The 15,285-nt window shown below is 62.8% G+C and carries 16 protein-coding genes; 11 read left to right on the forward strand and 5 right to left on the reverse strand.

All coding sequences use genetic code 11. The features are described from left to right. Positions 1-227: 227 nt before the first annotated feature. Both WBN73_RS19245 and WBN73_RS19250 read left to right on the forward strand, forming a co-directional pair. Positions 228-530 (forward strand): hypothetical protein, encoded by a 303-nt coding sequence (locus WBN73_RS19245; RefSeq protein ID WP_207595242.1) that lies wholly within the window; start codon positions 228-230, stop codon positions 528-530. A gap of 62 nt (positions 531-592) precedes the next feature. Continuing rightward, positions 593-2,557, forward strand: coding sequence for an acyl-CoA dehydrogenase family protein (locus WBN73_RS19250; RefSeq protein ID WP_207595243.1), 1,965 nt, complete (start codon positions 593-595; stop codon positions 2,555-2,557). 4 nt (positions 2,558-2,561) lie between these two features. On the opposite strand, the gene WBN73_RS19255 is transcribed toward WBN73_RS19250, so the two are convergent. Further along, positions 2,562-3,017 carry a YchJ family protein gene (locus tag WBN73_RS19255; protein ID WP_207595244.1) on the reverse strand — a complete coding sequence of 152 codons (456 nt, stop codon included), beginning with the start codon at positions 3,015-3,017 and terminating at the stop codon, positions 2,562-2,564. A 135-nt stretch (positions 3,018-3,152) separates the two neighbouring features. Between WBN73_RS19255 and WBN73_RS19260 the strand changes: the two genes are divergently transcribed. After that, on the forward strand, positions 3,153-4,127 hold the full coding sequence (locus WBN73_RS19260) for a hypothetical protein (protein WP_337341050.1): 975 nt from the start codon (positions 3,153-3,155) through the stop codon (positions 4,125-4,127). A gap of 6 nt (positions 4,128-4,133) precedes the next feature. Here the strand turns inward: WBN73_RS19260 and WBN73_RS19265 are convergent, their stop codons facing one another. After that, complete coding sequence (locus WBN73_RS19265) at positions 4,134-4,625, reverse strand: flavin reductase family protein (protein WP_231341747.1); 492 nt, start codon at positions 4,623-4,625, stop codon at positions 4,134-4,136. A gap of 294 nt (positions 4,626-4,919) precedes the next feature. On the opposite strand from WBN73_RS19265, the gene WBN73_RS19270 reads away from it, so the two are divergent. The 5 genes from WBN73_RS19270 (at position 4,920) to WBN73_RS19290 (ending at position 9,497) form a co-directional block, all read left to right on the forward strand. Continuing rightward, the gene (locus WBN73_RS19270) at positions 4,920-5,954 is read left to right on the forward strand and encodes an aldo/keto reductase (RefSeq protein ID WP_207595247.1); all 1,035 of its coding nucleotides are present in this window, start codon (positions 4,920-4,922) and stop codon (positions 5,952-5,954) included. 163 nt (positions 5,955-6,117) lie between these two features. Further along, entirely contained in the window at positions 6,118-7,221 is a 1,104-nt protein-coding gene (locus WBN73_RS19275; protein WP_337341051.1) for a sulfite oxidase, read from the forward strand. Positions 7,222-7,371: 150 nt separating this feature from the next. Next, the gene (locus WBN73_RS19280) at positions 7,372-7,749 is read left to right on the forward strand and encodes an RNA-binding S4 domain-containing protein (protein WP_018779945.1); all 378 of its coding nucleotides are present in this window, start codon (positions 7,372-7,374) and stop codon (positions 7,747-7,749) included. A gap of 121 nt (positions 7,750-7,870) precedes the next feature. Beyond that, positions 7,871-8,545: a DUF6318 family protein gene (locus WBN73_RS19285; RefSeq protein WP_337341052.1), complete on the forward strand. Its 675-nt coding sequence runs from the start codon at positions 7,871-7,873 to the stop codon at positions 8,543-8,545. A 439-nt stretch (positions 8,546-8,984) separates the two neighbouring features. Continuing rightward, positions 8,985-9,497 carry a PKD domain-containing protein gene (locus tag WBN73_RS19290; protein ID WP_337455635.1) on the forward strand — a complete coding sequence of 171 codons (513 nt, stop codon included), beginning with the start codon at positions 8,985-8,987 and terminating at the stop codon, positions 9,495-9,497. Positions 9,498-10,172: 675 nt separating this feature from the next. Here the strand turns inward: WBN73_RS19290 and WBN73_RS19295 are convergent. From WBN73_RS19295 to WBN73_RS19305, 3 genes are all read right to left on the reverse strand, one after another. Next, positions 10,173-10,634 (reverse strand): DUF3817 domain-containing protein, encoded by a 462-nt coding sequence (locus WBN73_RS19295; protein WP_216659694.1) that lies wholly within the window; start codon positions 10,632-10,634, stop codon positions 10,173-10,175. A gap of 63 nt (positions 10,635-10,697) precedes the next feature. Then, positions 10,698-11,303: a hypothetical protein gene (locus tag WBN73_RS19300; RefSeq protein ID WP_337341054.1), complete on the reverse strand. Its 606-nt coding sequence runs from the start codon at positions 11,301-11,303 to the stop codon at positions 10,698-10,700. 78 nt (positions 11,304-11,381) lie between these two features. Next, positions 11,382-11,888 carry a hypothetical protein gene (locus WBN73_RS19305; protein WP_337341055.1) on the reverse strand — a complete coding sequence of 169 codons (507 nt, stop codon included), beginning with the start codon at positions 11,886-11,888 and terminating at the stop codon, positions 11,382-11,384. 175 nt (positions 11,889-12,063) lie between these two features. Between WBN73_RS19305 and WBN73_RS19310 the strand changes: the two genes are divergently transcribed. Genes WBN73_RS19310 through aspA form a run of 3 tightly spaced genes read left to right on the forward strand, consistent with a single transcriptional unit; the run spans position 12,064 to position 15,237 of the window. Further along, positions 12,064-12,783, forward strand: a complete 720-nt coding sequence (locus WBN73_RS19310) for a FadR/GntR family transcriptional regulator (protein ID WP_280624253.1) — start codon at positions 12,064-12,066, stop codon at positions 12,781-12,783. Between the two features lie 17 nt (positions 12,784-12,800). Further along, a complete protein-coding gene (locus WBN73_RS19315; protein WP_337341081.1) occupies positions 12,801-13,808 on the forward strand; it encodes an asparaginase in 1,008 nt (335 codons plus the stop codon). Positions 13,809-13,821: 13 nt separating this feature from the next. After that, positions 13,822-15,237, forward strand: a complete 1,416-nt coding sequence (gene aspA / locus WBN73_RS19320) for an aspartate ammonia-lyase (RefSeq protein ID WP_207595260.1) — start codon at positions 13,822-13,824, stop codon at positions 15,235-15,237. Positions 15,238-15,285 lie beyond the last annotated feature (48 nt).

The following is a 15,285-nucleotide window of genomic DNA, read 5'->3' on the forward strand; positions in this document are numbered from 1 at the left end:
CGAAACCTGGCTGGCAGCGGAAACTGCCCCGTACAAGGTTAACGCAGAGCGTCAGAGCCTCCCCACCGCAACCATTTCGTAACCTACCGTGCGGTATGGTTTCGATCCCGTATCAACGGCTTCGGGAGGCGTTTCGCCTCTGGCCGGAAAGCCCGCCCACCCCTAGTGTCAGAACATCGACGCAGCCACGCCGCGCCGACCCACGCACCGTCGCTCCGGGGGGAACCATGGATTTCGATTTCACTGCGCTGGAAACAGGCACCTACGTAGTTATTGGAACGCTGGTCTTTGCTGCACTGTTGGTGGCATTCATCGCAGCAGCAGCAATGGCCACCATCATTCTCGTTGGCACCATGGGTATGGTCTGGTATGCCGTCAAAGGCATTCTGGGCGGCCTTGTCCATGGCATTAATTTTGCGTGGGACCGTCTGGTCCACCACGCAGGACAAGTGGAAATTCCGGCCGAATTCCAGCCCCAGATTTCCTCTGGCACGGGTAGCTACCCGCGGGTAGCATTGAGGGACAGCTGAAGGGTTCCCACCCACGGCGGACCCTGGCTCCATCCGGTACAACCGGCTAGAGGAGTTATTCCATGACGTCCGCCACTGACAACAGTCTCGCCGCCGCAAGCGTCAACGCCACCGCAGAAGAAGCCCGCGCCGTCGCCGAGGCCGCGCGGGAAACCGAATGGAACCGGCCCAGCTTCGCCAAGGGGCTTTACCTGGGCAGCTTCGACCTCAGCTTGATCCACCCGTGGCCTCAAGCACGGGCAGACGATGTGGAGCGGGGCGAGGAATTCATGGGCCGGCTCCTCACGTTCGCCAAGACCATGTCCGGACGCGTGATTGAACGCGACGCCAAAATTCCCGACGAGTACCTCCGGGGGCTCGCCGATCTGGGCGCTTTCGGTATGAAAATTCCGCGCGAATACGGTGGCTTGGGTTTGTCCCTTGTCTATTACGGCCGCGCCCTCGCCCTGCTGGGATCGGTACATCCAAGCCTCGGCGCCCTCATTTCTGCACACCAGTCCATCGGCGTCCCTGAGCCTGTGAAGGAATTCGGCACACCGGAACAGAAACAGGAATACCTGCCGCGCTGCGCCGCCGGTGCCATTACCGCTTTCCTCCTCACAGAGCCCGACGTCGGCAGTGACCCCGCGCGCATGGGCGCCACTGCCGTGTTGTCCGACGACGGCGGTTCTTACCTTTTGGACGGCGTGAAACTGTGGACCACCAACGGTGTGATCGCCGAACTGGTGGTGGTCATGGCCCGTGTCCCGGCACATACCGATACTGACGGGACCGAGCACAAGGGCGGGATCTCTGCGTTCGTTGTGGAAATGGACTCCCCCGGCATCACGGTGGAGAACCGCAACGCTTTCATGGGCCTGCGTGGAATCGAAAACGGCGTGACCCGTTTCCACCAGGTCCGGGTCCCCGCGGCCAACCGGCTCGGCCGCGAAGGCCAAGGACTCAAAATTGCTCTCACCACTCTCAATACGGGACGGCTCTCCATCCCTGGCCTGTGTGTTGCTGCCGGAAAGTGGAGCCTGAAGATTTCCCGCGAATGGTCCAACGCCCGGACCCAGTGGGGGCGTCCAGTTGGCCAACACGAGGCAGTGGGCAAAAAGATCGCGTTCATCGCCGCCACCACTTTTGCACTGGAAGCGGTGTTCGAATTGTCCGCCGAGATGGCCGACGCCGGCCAGAAGGATGTGCGCATCGAGGCTGCGCTGGCCAAGCTGTGGTCGACGGAATTGAGCTGCCGGATCGCCGATGAACTTGTCCAGATCCGTGGCGGCCGGGGCTTCGAAACCGCGGACTCCCTTGAGGCCCGGGGCGAGCGTGCTGTTGCCGCTGAGCAACAGCTCCGGGACCTCCGCATCAACCGGATTTTCGAGGGTTCCAGCGAGATCATGAAACTCCTGATCGCCCGCGAAGCCGTGGACGCACACCTTGCCGCCGCCGGCGACCTCGCCTCAGCGGATGCGAGCCTGCAGGACAAGGCGAGGGCCGCCGTCGGGGCCTCTGGCTTCTACGCGAAATGGCTGCCGAAACTTGTGGCGGGCGCCGGCATGGATCCCCGGTCCTATGCGGAATTCGGGCGCTTGGCCAAACAGCTGCGATTCGTTGAGAGGTCCTCGCGGCGGCTTGCACGGCAAACCTTCTATGGCATGGGCAGGTGGCAGGCGAAGCTCGAACACAAGCAGGCGTTCCTGGGCAGGATCGTGGACATCGGCGCCGAGTTGTTCGCTATGGCCGCGTGCTGCTCGCGGGCTGAAATGCTGCTCCGCAAGCACCCGGAACAAGGCGCCACCGCATTCGAACTGGCCGAGGCCTTCTGTGAGCAGGCCCGTGTGCGGGTGGACGAATACTTCGACCAACTGTGGAGGAATACTGACGACGGAGATCACGGTCTCTCGCGCAAAGTCCTCGCCGGTGACTACGCCTGGCTGGAGGCCGGAGTCATGGACCAGTCCGAAGGTACCGGACCGTGGATCGGCGATGCGTCGCCCGGGGCTTCAACCAAGGAGAACCTGCACCGCAACTATCGGTGACGCGCTAGCGGACGTCCCCGTCCACGTAGAACCATCGTTTGCCTTCCCGGACAAAGCGGCTGACTTCGCGCTGGACGCCGCGTTCGCCGTCGAGCCTGTAGTGCGCAGCGAACTCTACGGTGCCCGTGGTGTCCAAGGGGCCGCCCTCCGACGTCGAGACGATGTCCAGCCTGCGCCACAGCATGTCCGCATCGAGGTCGATGGATTCCGGCCGGGTAGAGGCGTGCCAGGTACTCAGGATGTAATCGGGGTCCAGGACAACGAAGGCCGAATAGCGCGAACGCATGAGTTGTTCTGCGGTGGGCGCGTCGGCGTCACGGCGGTGGAACCGGGCGCAGCAATCGACGTATTGATCCCCGGAGAGGCAGGGGCAGGCGCTGTTGTGGAGTCTGGCAAGGTCAGGGGTCACGAGGTCCCAATCTGGGGCTGTAAATGAGAGCTGGGCAACATATTTTCCCACGCCATATAACAGCTTTGAAACAACCCCGCCAGAGTAGGGGGCGGCGCGTGATTCCGTCGGTGCTGGACCTTAGGCTGGATACGCAAGCTGGGTGGGCAATGCGCGCATCACAAAACGACAGCCAGGGGAGGCTACGTGGAGGATCCGACAACACTCGCCATCAACCTGACGTATTTGGGAACATTGGGACTCGCTGTCCTCATGTTCCTGGGTCTCGGGTTGATCATCATCATCACTCTGGTAATAGCCGGAGTTGGGCGACTGCTGTCGATTGTGCTCCTGGCCATGGTGGGGATCTTCCCCAAGAAGGAAACCACTCCCATCGTCCAGTTGCCCCCACGCCCGGCGCGCGTCCCTGATCCTGTGACCGGCGTCGAGTCTCCAGCAGCTGTTGCATCGCCTCTGGATGACCTCGCCTATCTTGAAACTGGATCCACCGCGGCGCAGGCTCCCACGGCGGTCGCTACGGCAAAGCCTGCTGCCTCTGCGCCGGCAGCTCCGCCAGCGGCGAAGCCCGCCGAGGCTTCCGCACCTTCCGCACCTTCCGCACCTTCCGCTCCTGCCCAGCCCGCCGCCCCCAAGCGCGACCTCCTGGGAGATGTTCGACGGCGGCTCTCGGGTGCGTCAACCGCTGTCAAGGACGGCGCGTGGAAGGCCAAGGTAGACCCCCGCAACCTTCCCAAGCCGGCGGAGGTCAAGTCGGTGGTCGAAAACCAGGCCGCCCACCATCCGATTCTCGTGGCAGCCACCAAGGAACCGCCGGTTTTGGCGAAAGACTGGGCTGATGCCGTGGCCGAGGCCGACCGCCGTGCAGCCGCCCGCGCGCAGGCTGAGCAGCCGCCCGCCATCAAGGTGACTGTCCGCGACGTCGGCGAGCCCACGCCGTCGCCGTCCAATGGGAAAACGCCAGACCCCAACACGCCGGATTCTTCGGCAAAACCGGCTGGCGGTGGCAGCGACAAAAACGGCTCCAGTAACGACGGTGGCGGCTCCACCGGAGGTGGCACCGGCAACGGCGCAAAGAAATCGGGCCCGAACACTTCCAAGAATGGGAAGTCTCCGAGCCCGATCCGAAAAGGTTCGCTCAGCAGCGCCAGCCGCAACTCCTAGTTACGGCTACGCGGCCAACTGCCGGAAAGACGCGCCGTGGTAAATCAGCGGCTTGGACTCCAGGTTGATGGTGGTCGCCTTGACCTCCAGAACCACGATCGCGTGGTCCCCTGCGGGCGTCTCCGAGACAACTTCGCATTCGAAGCCCAGCACGGCGCCGTCGATCAGCACTGCTCCTGAGTCGCTGACGCTGGTGTCCAGCCCGGCAAAACGGTCGCGGGTCTTCGACGCCAGCTGGAGTGCGGCGCCTTCCTGCCCCTCGGCAAGGACCGAGACACCCAATCGTTGGGCCTGGCGGAGCTTCGGCCAGGTTGTGGAGGAGTTCTGCACGGCAAACATCACCAGCGGCGGTTCCAACGAAACACCCACGGTGAAGGACGAGGCCACCAAAGCTTCCGGCGTGAAGTCCACCATCGCGCTGAAGGCAGCAACTCCGGACGGGAACTGCGCAAATGCAGCCTTGATGGCCGCCGTTTCTTCCACTGTGGTCTGTGTCATTCCGCTGTCCCCTATTCGTGCGTTGCTTGAGTTCCTTTCCCATAATTCACCTGCTTCCGGGAAGGGCAATATTTGTTGATTCGAAAGACATTTGTGTTGCCGCGTGTCAAGAAATGTCGCGAAGTAAGGCCTCTTCCGTTACTTCGCAAGACGAAAAACGAAGAAGTTCTACCGCTTGCATTTATGCCGCAGACGGCCGTGTGTAGCCTCGATTGAACATCCCGTCCGTGGCCACCGACTCACGCCTGGACACCAGCACCGCCCATCAGCACCGTCCCACCACAGGAAGCCGACATGAGCCTCAACGAGCTACGAACGCTTGGACGCACTGGCGCCCTGATCAGCCCGCTCACGCTGGGCACCCTCAACTTCGGCACCGGCGCCGCACCCACGGGTCCCGCCGAGAGCATCCGCATTATCAAAGCGGCGCTGGACGCCGGCATCACCAGCGTCGACACCGCGGACATCTATTCCCAGGGCGAGGCCGAAACAGTGGTTGGCCAAGCCATTCACAGTCGGCGCGACGACGTTTTCCTCGCCACCAAGTTCCACGGTCAGATGGGTTCCAACCCGGCGCATGCAGGCAACTCGCGCCGTTGGATCGTCCGGGCTGTTGAGGACAGCTTGCGGCGGCTGAACACCGACAGGATCGACCTCTACCAAGCGCACCGTCCGGACTACAACACCGATCTCTTGGAAACCATCACTGCGCTGAACGACCTCATCCGGCAGGGAAAGATCCTGTACTACGGCACGTCCGTATTCAGCCCCGCCCAACTTGTTGAGGCCCAGTGGATCGCCAACACCAACCACCTCACGCCGCCCGTGGTTGACCAGGTGCCCTATTCGCTTCTGGTGCGTGCCAACGAACGTGACGTTTTCCCCATCACCCAGCAGTACGGCGTCGGGGTTCTGAGTTATGGACCGCTCGACGGCGGCTGGCTGGCTGGCGGCTACCGCGTGGGTGCGGGCCAGCCTGAAAGTTCGCGGTTCTCCGCTCTTCCCGGCCGGTTCGACGTGAATGCGCCGTTCAACCAGGGCAAGCTGCACGCGGCCGACGCCCTCGCGCAGCTGGCGTCCCGGCATGGGCTGACCTTGATCCAGCTCGCTGTGGCTTTCGCCCTGAATCACCCGGCCGTCACCAGCGTCGTCATTGGGCCGCGCACCGAAGAACATCTGACGGACTATTTGAAGGCCGCAGACGTGGTCCTGAGCGAGGCCGTTCTGGATGAAATCGACGACATCGTCGCACCGGCCGTGAACTTCCTTGAACGCGACGCCGGCACAGTTGCCCCGCACCTTGAGTACCCGGAACTACGACGCCGGTAGCCTCTTTCAGTTGTGAGGCCCGCTCTGCATGCTTTGGGCTTCCTTTTGTGCGCAGAGCGGGCCTCGCAACAGACTCTTGACGGGGTTCGGCCGCGGCGTGATCCTTGTCCTAAGTGCTGCGGCACTCCGCAGCGTCTAGCTTCCAGTAGAACGCCGCCGTCCCATGTCCAAGCACCATCTCAAGCAAAGTGCAGCGAAAGCCGCCACTCCAGGGCAGCCGACCGAAGGTCCGCTGACCCACGAAGAACTGCAACTCTCCGGCCGGAACCATTCCATGCCGTTGGAGGCCCTGCACGACGACATCACGCCGGCCGGGTTGCACTACCTGCTGATCCATTTCGATATCCCGCACGTTCCCGCTGACTCGTGGCGGTTAAGGCTGGGCGGGGCTGTGGATCACAACCTCGAACTGAGCCTTGAGGACATCAAGGCCAGGCCCGCCGTCACCATGCCAGTGACCATGGAATGTGCAGGGAACGGCCGGTCCCTCTTGGAACCGCGGCCGTTGAGTCAGCCGTGGGTCCTCGGCGCTGTGGGCACCGCGGAGTGGACCGGAACTCCCTTGGCACCCCTGCTGGAGGAGGCAGGTTTGGCGAGTGACGCCGTCGAGCTGGTCTTTACCGGCGCCGACGTCGGTGTCCAGGGCGGCGTCGAAGAGCCGTACGCACGCAGTCTTTCGATCGCAGAGGCAATGCATCCCGAGGTCATGCTTGTCTACGCCATGAACGGAAGTCCCCTGCCAATCCAGCACGGTTTCCCGCTCAGGCTGCTGGTGCCCGGGTGGTATGGCATGGCGAGTGTGAAGTGGTTGACGTCGATCGAGGCTGTGACGTCGCGGTTCATGGGTTTCCAGCAGGCGGTCGCTTACCACTACTTGCAAGGGCCCGATGGGCCTGGGCTGCCCGTCACACACATCCGGGTTCGATCGCTGATGGTGCCTCCCGGGATTCCTGATTTCTTCACCCGACGCCGCATTGTGGATTCGGGTCCGGTCATGCTGCACGGCCGCGCGTGGTCCGGGCATGGCGAGGTGGAACGGGTGGAGGTAGGGATCGACGGCGAGTGGATGCCCGCTCATGTGGACCCGCCTTTGGGTGATTTCGCGTGGAGATCGTGGTCCATGGTGTGGGTCGCGAGTCCCGGCGAGCACGTGCTGCGCTGCCGGGCTATGGATACGTCCGGCGCGCTGCAGCCCACCGACCAAGTGTGGAATTACCAGGGCATCGGGAACAACATGGCACAGCGGGTTGAGGTGACGGTTCGGTAGTTTTTCCTCGTGGGCCCGCTCCGAGCGCGCCGAGCTCCGGCGTGCCGAGAACGCTGGAACGCTGCGTAATCGCCGGAACTTTCCCTACGACCTCGCCGCTTTCGTGTGTTCTCGCGGGGCAGGCGGACCCCGGTTAGACTCGTTCCAATCATGAGTATCCCGTCTTCCTCCCCAGCGAACGTCCGCGTCGACGCCTGGTTGTGGGCGATCCGCGCCTACAAAACCCGCTCCGCCGCCACTGCCGCCTGCCGTGCCGGACACATCCGCATCAATGGGAACCCTGTCAAAGCGTCGCAAAGCGTGATCATTGGCGACACCATCCGGGTCCGGGAATCAGGCTGGGAACGGATCCTCGAAGTCCGGCGCCTCATCGCCAAGCGCGTCGGAGCCGAAGCCGCCTCACACTGCTTCACCGACCACACTCCCCCGCGCCCAGTCGCTCCCAAACTCGGCCTTCCCCAGCGCGACCGCGGCGCCGGCCGGCCCACCAAGAAGGACCGTAGGGATATGGAGAAACTGCGCGGGTAGATGACTCTCGCGGGCCGCAGCTGGCACTTATCCACAGGTCGCTCTTTCTGACATGAAACTTTCCCAGCCCGCTGCTTAGACTGACCGGCACACCGCCAAAACAGCTGCTGGGGAGCCTGTCATGCCACGCCTTTCGTCTGCCACTTTTCCGTTAGTCCTGGCCCGGACGGGAGCGATAGCAGTTGGACTGGCCCTGCTCCTCACGGGTTGCCAAGGCGGCACCACACGCAGCGCGCCACCCCCCGAACCGGATTCGACGACGGCGTCGCCCACCACCAGCGCTTCGGTTCCGGCGGCTTCGGCTACTCCGGAAAGTCCGCCGACATCCGCCGTGTACAAACCCGCGGACGCCAAGGGGAAGGCCGAGAATGTGCCTGTTCCCGTGATGCCGGAGTTGGCGAAGGAGAACTCGAAGGCCGGGTTGGAGGCGTTTATTGGGTACTACTACGAGGTTGGCAACTACGTGAACGAAACAGGAAACGTAGCCGAACTGTCGGCGTTGAGCGACCCAGCCTGCCTCATATGCACTCACCTCAATGAAGCCTCGATCGATAGTTACAAAAACGGGCGCTGGATGGTTGGTGGCAAGATGCGCACACCCACCGTGGAAGTTGACTGGGACCCCCAAGAGGCTTCGCACGTAGCCAGGGTTCAGGTTATTCAAGACGCAATCGCCTACTACAACGAAGACGGAACCGAGGGCAGGCCGTCTGACGTAGCGACAAACGACGTCTTTGTCGTCGTGGCCAGCTTTCAGACGGGGTGGAAAGTTGTGGATACCGGTGTCATTCGCTGACTTCCCTCGTCTACTCTCGACCATCGTTGCCCTGGCCGGGCTGATCGCAGCAACCAGTGCGTCACCAGCGTCGGCAGAGACCCCGGACCCTTGGGGCAGCGCAAACCAACAAAACAAAACCGTAGATTTCGGCGCCGTCTGGAACCTTGGTCCGAACGCGGGGAAGCCAACTCCGGCCGTCGGTGGATCAGCAATTTCTCCAACAACCAGCGACCCGTACCAATACAAGGCCGACTTTCGCTGTCGCCTCGGCGGACCCGGCGCACGTGAGATGGGCTGTCTGACTCTGGAATGCCCGCCCACAACACCCGACGGCGAAAAGGGCTCACCGGTCATCTGGTTAATGGCTCCAAAAGGTATCTCGAATCCGACGTTCACTGACTGGCAACCAGTCGACGGTAAACCTGCGTGCCTGTATGACGTCGAGCCGGAAGATGGCATGGCCAACATCGCCGCCCGCATCCTGACCGACTTCCAACAACTACCCGTCAACCCAGGAACCCTCGAAGCCCAACCGTTCCCGCACACCCTCAAAGGCGGACCCACCAACTTCTACACCACCACCGCAGAACAAGGCTTCGACGTCACCATCCTCGGCCAAGCAGTCCACCTCACCGCAACACCGGCCAACTACACCTACACCTTCGGCGACGGCAGCACACTAGGACCCACCGCGGTGGCCGGCTACTCCATCCCCGAAACCGACTGGCTCACCAGCGAGACCCGCACCAGCCACACCTACACCGAAACCGGCAACTACCAGGCCACTCTCACCACCAGCTTCACCGGCACCTACTCCGTCAACAACGGCCCACCCCTACCCATCAACGGAACCCTCCACATCACCACACCGGCCAAAACCATCCACGTCTGGAAAACAGAAAGAGCACTCGTCGCCGACACCTGCCAGGAAAACCCCAACTCCTGGGGCTGCCCCGGAGCAACGCGCTAGTCACAGCCAGGCACCGTCCCCAAACGGGACGACGTGTCATGACGCTGTGCCCGAATTCGCGGCATTTCAAAGGTTTGCACGCCGCACTCTCACCCGTCGCCGAGAGTCGCTCAGAACGATATCCACTGGTGCTGGCGCATCACTACGACCCGTTCGAACAGCCAACCTAGGCTGTTCGAAACACCACCCAACTCACAGGGAGCTCCCAAATGACACGAGCACTATTTGTCCGCAAATCAGCCCCCGCCGGTCTACGCGCGGCGATCTTGGCTGTGTCAGCAGCGCTTCTCTTAACTGCTTGCCAAGGTGGAGGGGCTGCGTCCGTCGCAGCCTCAGCCGATGCCTCGTCGGCCTTGCCGACGTCCACCATTCCGGAGTTGACGCAGGGTTCCATCGTTTCGGCCGACGGGTTGTACGTGCTCATGCCGGACTTCCACTGCCGGGATGATGGCCCCGACTCCGAGGACACAAGATGCCTGACGCTCGAGTGCCTACCCACCGCTGACAGCGCGGCAGAAGGGCGGCCCGTTATCTGGAAGCGAGCCTTGAGAACAATCTCCAATCCTGGATGGCACGACTGGGTTCCCGTGAGCGCCCCAACCTGCTTCTATGATCCTCACGCCTGAGGGCTGCCCCGGCGCAGAGAGGAAGTAAGCCGCGAGGTCTAGCCGCAGGTTACGAGAACCAGGTCCCCGGAGGGCCCATGAAGAGCAGGAAGCTGAACACTGCACCCACGGCCACCAGCGTGACAACAACGGCAAGGATCGGGTTCCGCAGGACCCAAGCCTGGGCTTTCTCGAATCCACCTCGCGGCGATTCTCCCCCGGCTGCCAAGCGCCAACCGCCGGCGAGGAGGCCACGACGGTCGAGCGACTTCTCCATCGGGATGGTGGCATAGGGGATGACGGCTGAACCTATGGCAAGGAGGCCGGTGCGCGTTGACCACTTCTGGTTGATCCAAGTGAAAGCAGCAGTTGCGGCGTAGCAAAGGAAGACGAAGCCATGGATTCCTCCAGCGATGCTCACTCCGACATCGGTGGTTCGCGTGACGTACTTAAGGAACAACCCGATCAGCAGCAACGTCCAAGTCACGGCCTCGGCAAAAGCAACGGTTCGGAACAAGGTGCGGGGCTGCATGGAAGTCCTCAGGTAGAAAACAGGAGACACGTAGTATTTTACCGGCCGTAGAACTTCCCTCGGTCACGGCAACGGAAGTGCCTCCCGGTTCCGGATGCGGGAATCGCCAAACTCGATGGCAACGGGCGCGATTTCCACCTCGGGTTCGTGCCGTGTGCGGGCTTTCCCGACAGCAATATGCGGAACCCAGCGGGGTGACCTGTAACCGAGGGCAGGTGAGCTCAGGATGAAGTCGTCAATATTGTCGAGCCCCAGGTCATCCAGCAGAAGGTGCAACCCTTGCAGCAGGAGCGCCTGGTAGTCGTGAACTTCTTGAGGAACATCCACTTCCAAGCCCATCACCCGTCCGCCACCCAAGGGAATCAGCCGGTCCGATTTACCAAGGAATCCGGCCAAAACAGGCAGTTCCGTCAACCAACTGGCAACTTCAGGGAGCACATGCTCAGGCTTCGCCGCTCCTTTGGTCCACGCCGCGATGTCCTGGGCCAGGTCGTCGAGAATCCCCACGTGAAGCAGTGTCAGGTGCAACCCCGAAGGATTGCGGAGGGCATCAACGAACCGGGCCAGGCCGTCATAGTCGGAGACTCCGTCGCCGATGCGGAGAACGGGCACCTCAATTGTGATGCGAGGTCCATGCGGTGTGCTTCCAGTGCGGTTGCTGGCCGTCATGGTTGCCATTATGCGCCGAACGCCAAGCGGGCGGGAGGCCGACGGCGGAACTCGCCTGCCGCCGTCGTGCTGGTGTCTTTACTTCTTGGAGCGGGCCTGGACGAGGTTGGCGAACGGAAGCCTTCCGAAAGCCGCAACAAAGTCGGCGTGGTAGGTCGCTTCGGCGGCATTGACGTCGGAGGCGGGGAACTCCTTCCAGGCAACAATGAGGTCCAAAGCATCCCGCAGCTGCCAGATGAGCCGGGTATCCCAGACAACGGTGGGCCGTCCGCGGCCGTAGTCCAGGAATTCCTGGATCTGCTTACGAAGCCCCCGGTTACCTTGGCTGCCGGCGCTCGCTTTGCCTATGTACAGTACGCAAGCATCCGCAATCCACTCGGCCTCCAAGGCTTCCCGCTTGAGCGAAGGGTCCTTCTTCTTGAACGTTCCGGCAGTGCTCTTGCTGAGGAATACGGGGTCGAAGTCTGCGGAGCACAGGATGGCGAAGATGCCGGGACCTTGGGGGATTCGCATGGGGTCGAGTTCATCGAGTGGCCGGAATCCGGTGAAACCGTCCTGCGTGAGGGACTTTTTGGTGAAGAGCATGGTCCATTGTGTCAAGCTCTTAGGAAAGACACCCCTCCTGTGGGTACCTTGAAGCAGCCCCGGCCCGGGACATGCGGGGTGAGCGAGGGCGGGCCAGAGTGGCTATAAGACGCCAAACCGTGAAGCGGTTCTTTCAGCGTTGACAGCCCCTTGTGACCCGTGCCATATTCAAAGCGTGAACCTGTCAGACAGCCGGACAGCCGGACAGCAAGAGCCCCAGGGTGGGCATATGCCCATTTCCCGCATCTCCGCAGCTGAAGCGGTCTTCGCGGCACTGAGGCGTGCGATCGAGGGCGGCCAGTTCGATATCGGCACCAAGCTGAGCTCGGAAGCGACCCTGGCGGGCCAGTACGGCGTCAGCCGCTCCGTTATCCGGGAAGCGTTGCGATCCTGCAACACCCTGGGCCTCACCGTGACCAAAACGGGCAAGGGCACGTTCATTGTGGCCAACAAGGTCGCTAATGACCTTACCTTGGGTCAGTACAGTGCGCGTGATCTCAACGAAGCCCGCCCGCACATCGAGATCCCGGCAGCCGGGCTCGCCGCGCAACGAAGGACGGACGAGGAACTTGAGCACCTCAAGGAGATCGTCCAGGAAATGCTCAGCGAGAACGACCCCGAGGCCTGGGTGAACCTGGACGCGAGCTTCCACTCCGCCGTGGCCCGCGCCAGCGGAAACCGGGTGTTCGCCAGCGTCGTCTCGGACATCCGTGAGGCTTTGGCCCACCAGTCCGAGACCCTCAACCTGGTAGCTGACCGGCAACACCGTTCGGACGAGGAACACGTCGCCGTGCTCAATGCGATCGAAGCCGGAGACTCTGAAGCCGCAAGCAAAGCGATGGCCGCCCACCTGCAGGCCGTCAGCGTGGCACTGGACACGATCCTCAGCAAATGAATATTCCAAAGGACACCATGCCCGCCCCCGCAGCACCTGCCCACCAAACCGCGGCACAAAACCTCAAAGCGCCGCACCACGTCCCCCTCGTCGAGGTAACCCGCGACGGCCTGGTGGAGAGCATCCACTACGGCTCGCTGATTGCCCTCACAGAAGACGGCACCACCGCCGTGGAAGCCGGCGAACCGGACGCGCCGATGTACCCGCGTTCAAGCCTGAAGCCGCTGCAGGCCGTAGCGCTGCTCAAGGCCGGTTTGGACATCCCCCAAAACCTTCTGGCACTCACCGCTGCCAGCCACTCGGGCGCACAGATGCACCGCGACGGCGCCACTGAAATCCTGAAGCTGCACGGCCTGACCGAGGCCGCACTGGCCAACAGCACGGACCTGCCGTACGGCGTTCAGGAGCGCGAAGAATGGCTCCGTGCCGGTAACGGTCCCACCCAGATTGCACAGAACTGTTCCGGCAAGCACGCTTCCATGGCCGCAGTTTGCGTCATCAACGGCTGGCCTGTGGAGGGGTACTTGCACCCCGGGCACCCCTTGCAGGTCCTGGTCCGCGACACCATCACGGACCTCACCGGCGAGGATGCAGCAGCGGTCAGCACCGACGGCTGCGGGACCCCGCTCTTTGCGCACTCCTTGCACGGCATGGCCCGCGCTTATGGCCGCCTCGCCGCCGCCGACGAAAGCACCAACGAGGGCAAAGTCGCCCACGCCATGCGCCGCTTCCCAGAGATGGTGGCCGGCGAAGGCCGCGACGTCACCGCCCTCATGCGGGCCGTACCCGGGCTTCTGGCGAAGGACGGTTTTGAGGGCCTCCAGCTGGTGGGCCTCCCGAACGGCACCGGTGTGGCCGTCAAGATTTCCGACGGCGGCGATCGTGCCCGCATGCCTGTCACCGTTGAGGTTCTTCGCCGGTTGGGCGTCGACGGCGGCAGCCTGGGCACGCTTCAGAGCCCACCCGTGCTGGGCGGCGGCCTTCCGGTCGGCGAGCTCCGTGCGGCCCACATTTTCAGCAACTAAACCAAGGACAGCTATGACCACCGTCGATCAGGCGATCCCCCTCCGTTCCGAACACGACCTCTTGGGCGACCGTAATGTCCCCGCGGATGCCTACTGGGGCGTCCATACCCTCCGCGCAATCGAAAACTTCCCCATCACAGGGCAACCCCTCTCCACCAACAAGCACTTGGTCCGTGGACTGGCCGCAGTGAAGCAGGCCGCGGCCCGCACCAACCAGGAACTCGGACTCCTGGATGCTGAGAAGGCGGACGCCATTGTGCAGGCCTGCCAGGACATCATGGATGGCATGCTCCACGAGCAGTTCATGGTGGACGTAATCCAGGGCGGCGCCGGCACCAGCTCCAACATGAACGCCAACGAGGTCATCGCCAACCGTGCACTGGAAATCCTGGGCCACCCCAAGGGCGACTACTCCAAGCTGCACCCGAACGACCATGTGAACCTGAGCCAGTCCACCAACGACGTCTACCCGACGGCGGTTAATCTGGCCACGATCTTCTCAGTCAAGGAACTCCTGGAAGCCCTCGAAGAACTCGAGCTGGCCTTCGCTGAGAAGGGCCGCGAGTTCCGGACTGTCGTCAAGATGGGCCGCACCCAGCTGCAGGACGCTGTTCCCATGACCCTCGGACAGGAATTCGGCGGCTACGCCGTGACCATCGGTGAGGACCGGGCGCGGCTGGACGAGTCCCACATGCTGATCCACGAGATCAACCTTGGCGCCACAGCCATCGGCACAGGGTTGAATGCCCCGGCGGGCTACGCCGAGGCTGCCTGCCGCCATCTGGGCGAAATCACCGGCCTTCCCCTCCTCACAGCCGCTGACCTCATTGAGGCAACTCAGGATGTGGGCGCGTTTGTTCACCTGTCCGGCGTGCTGAAGCGCGTGGCAGTGAAACTCTCCAAGATTTGTAACGACCTCCGCCTGCTGTCTTCCGGACCGCGTGCGGGTTTGGGCGAGATCAACCTTCCGGCCGTGCAGTCCGGTTCGTCGATCATGCCCGGCAAGATCAATCCGGTGATCCCGGAAGTGGTCAGCCAGGTGGCATACGAAGTCATCGGCAACGATGTCACCGTCACCATGGCCGCGGAGGCCGGCCAGCTTCAGCTGAACGCCTTCGAACCGATCATTGTGCACAGCCTGCACAAGAGCATCTCCCACCTGGAAGCAGCGTGCCGCACCCTTACGGCGCGCTGCGTCCGGGGCATCACTGCAAACACCGAACGGCTACGGCTTACCGTGGAGCAGTCGATCGGTCTCGTCACGGCATTGAACCCCCATATCGGTTACGCCTCCGCCACCGCTATCGCGCAGGAAGCGCTGGCAACGGGCAAGGGCGTTGCGGAACTCGTGCTGGAGCACGGTCTTCTGACCGCCACCCAGCTGGAGGAACTGCTGAGCCCCGAGCGTCTGGCAAATCTCAGCAAATAGGCCGACACTGGCCTGTAAATCCTCCAACCAGCCGTCCCGCCCCATGAG

The sequence above is a fragment of the Paenarthrobacter sp. CCNWLY172 genome, assembly GCF_037402035.1.
In the GTDB taxonomy this organism is placed as follows: domain Bacteria; phylum Actinomycetota; class Actinomycetes; order Actinomycetales; family Micrococcaceae; genus Arthrobacter.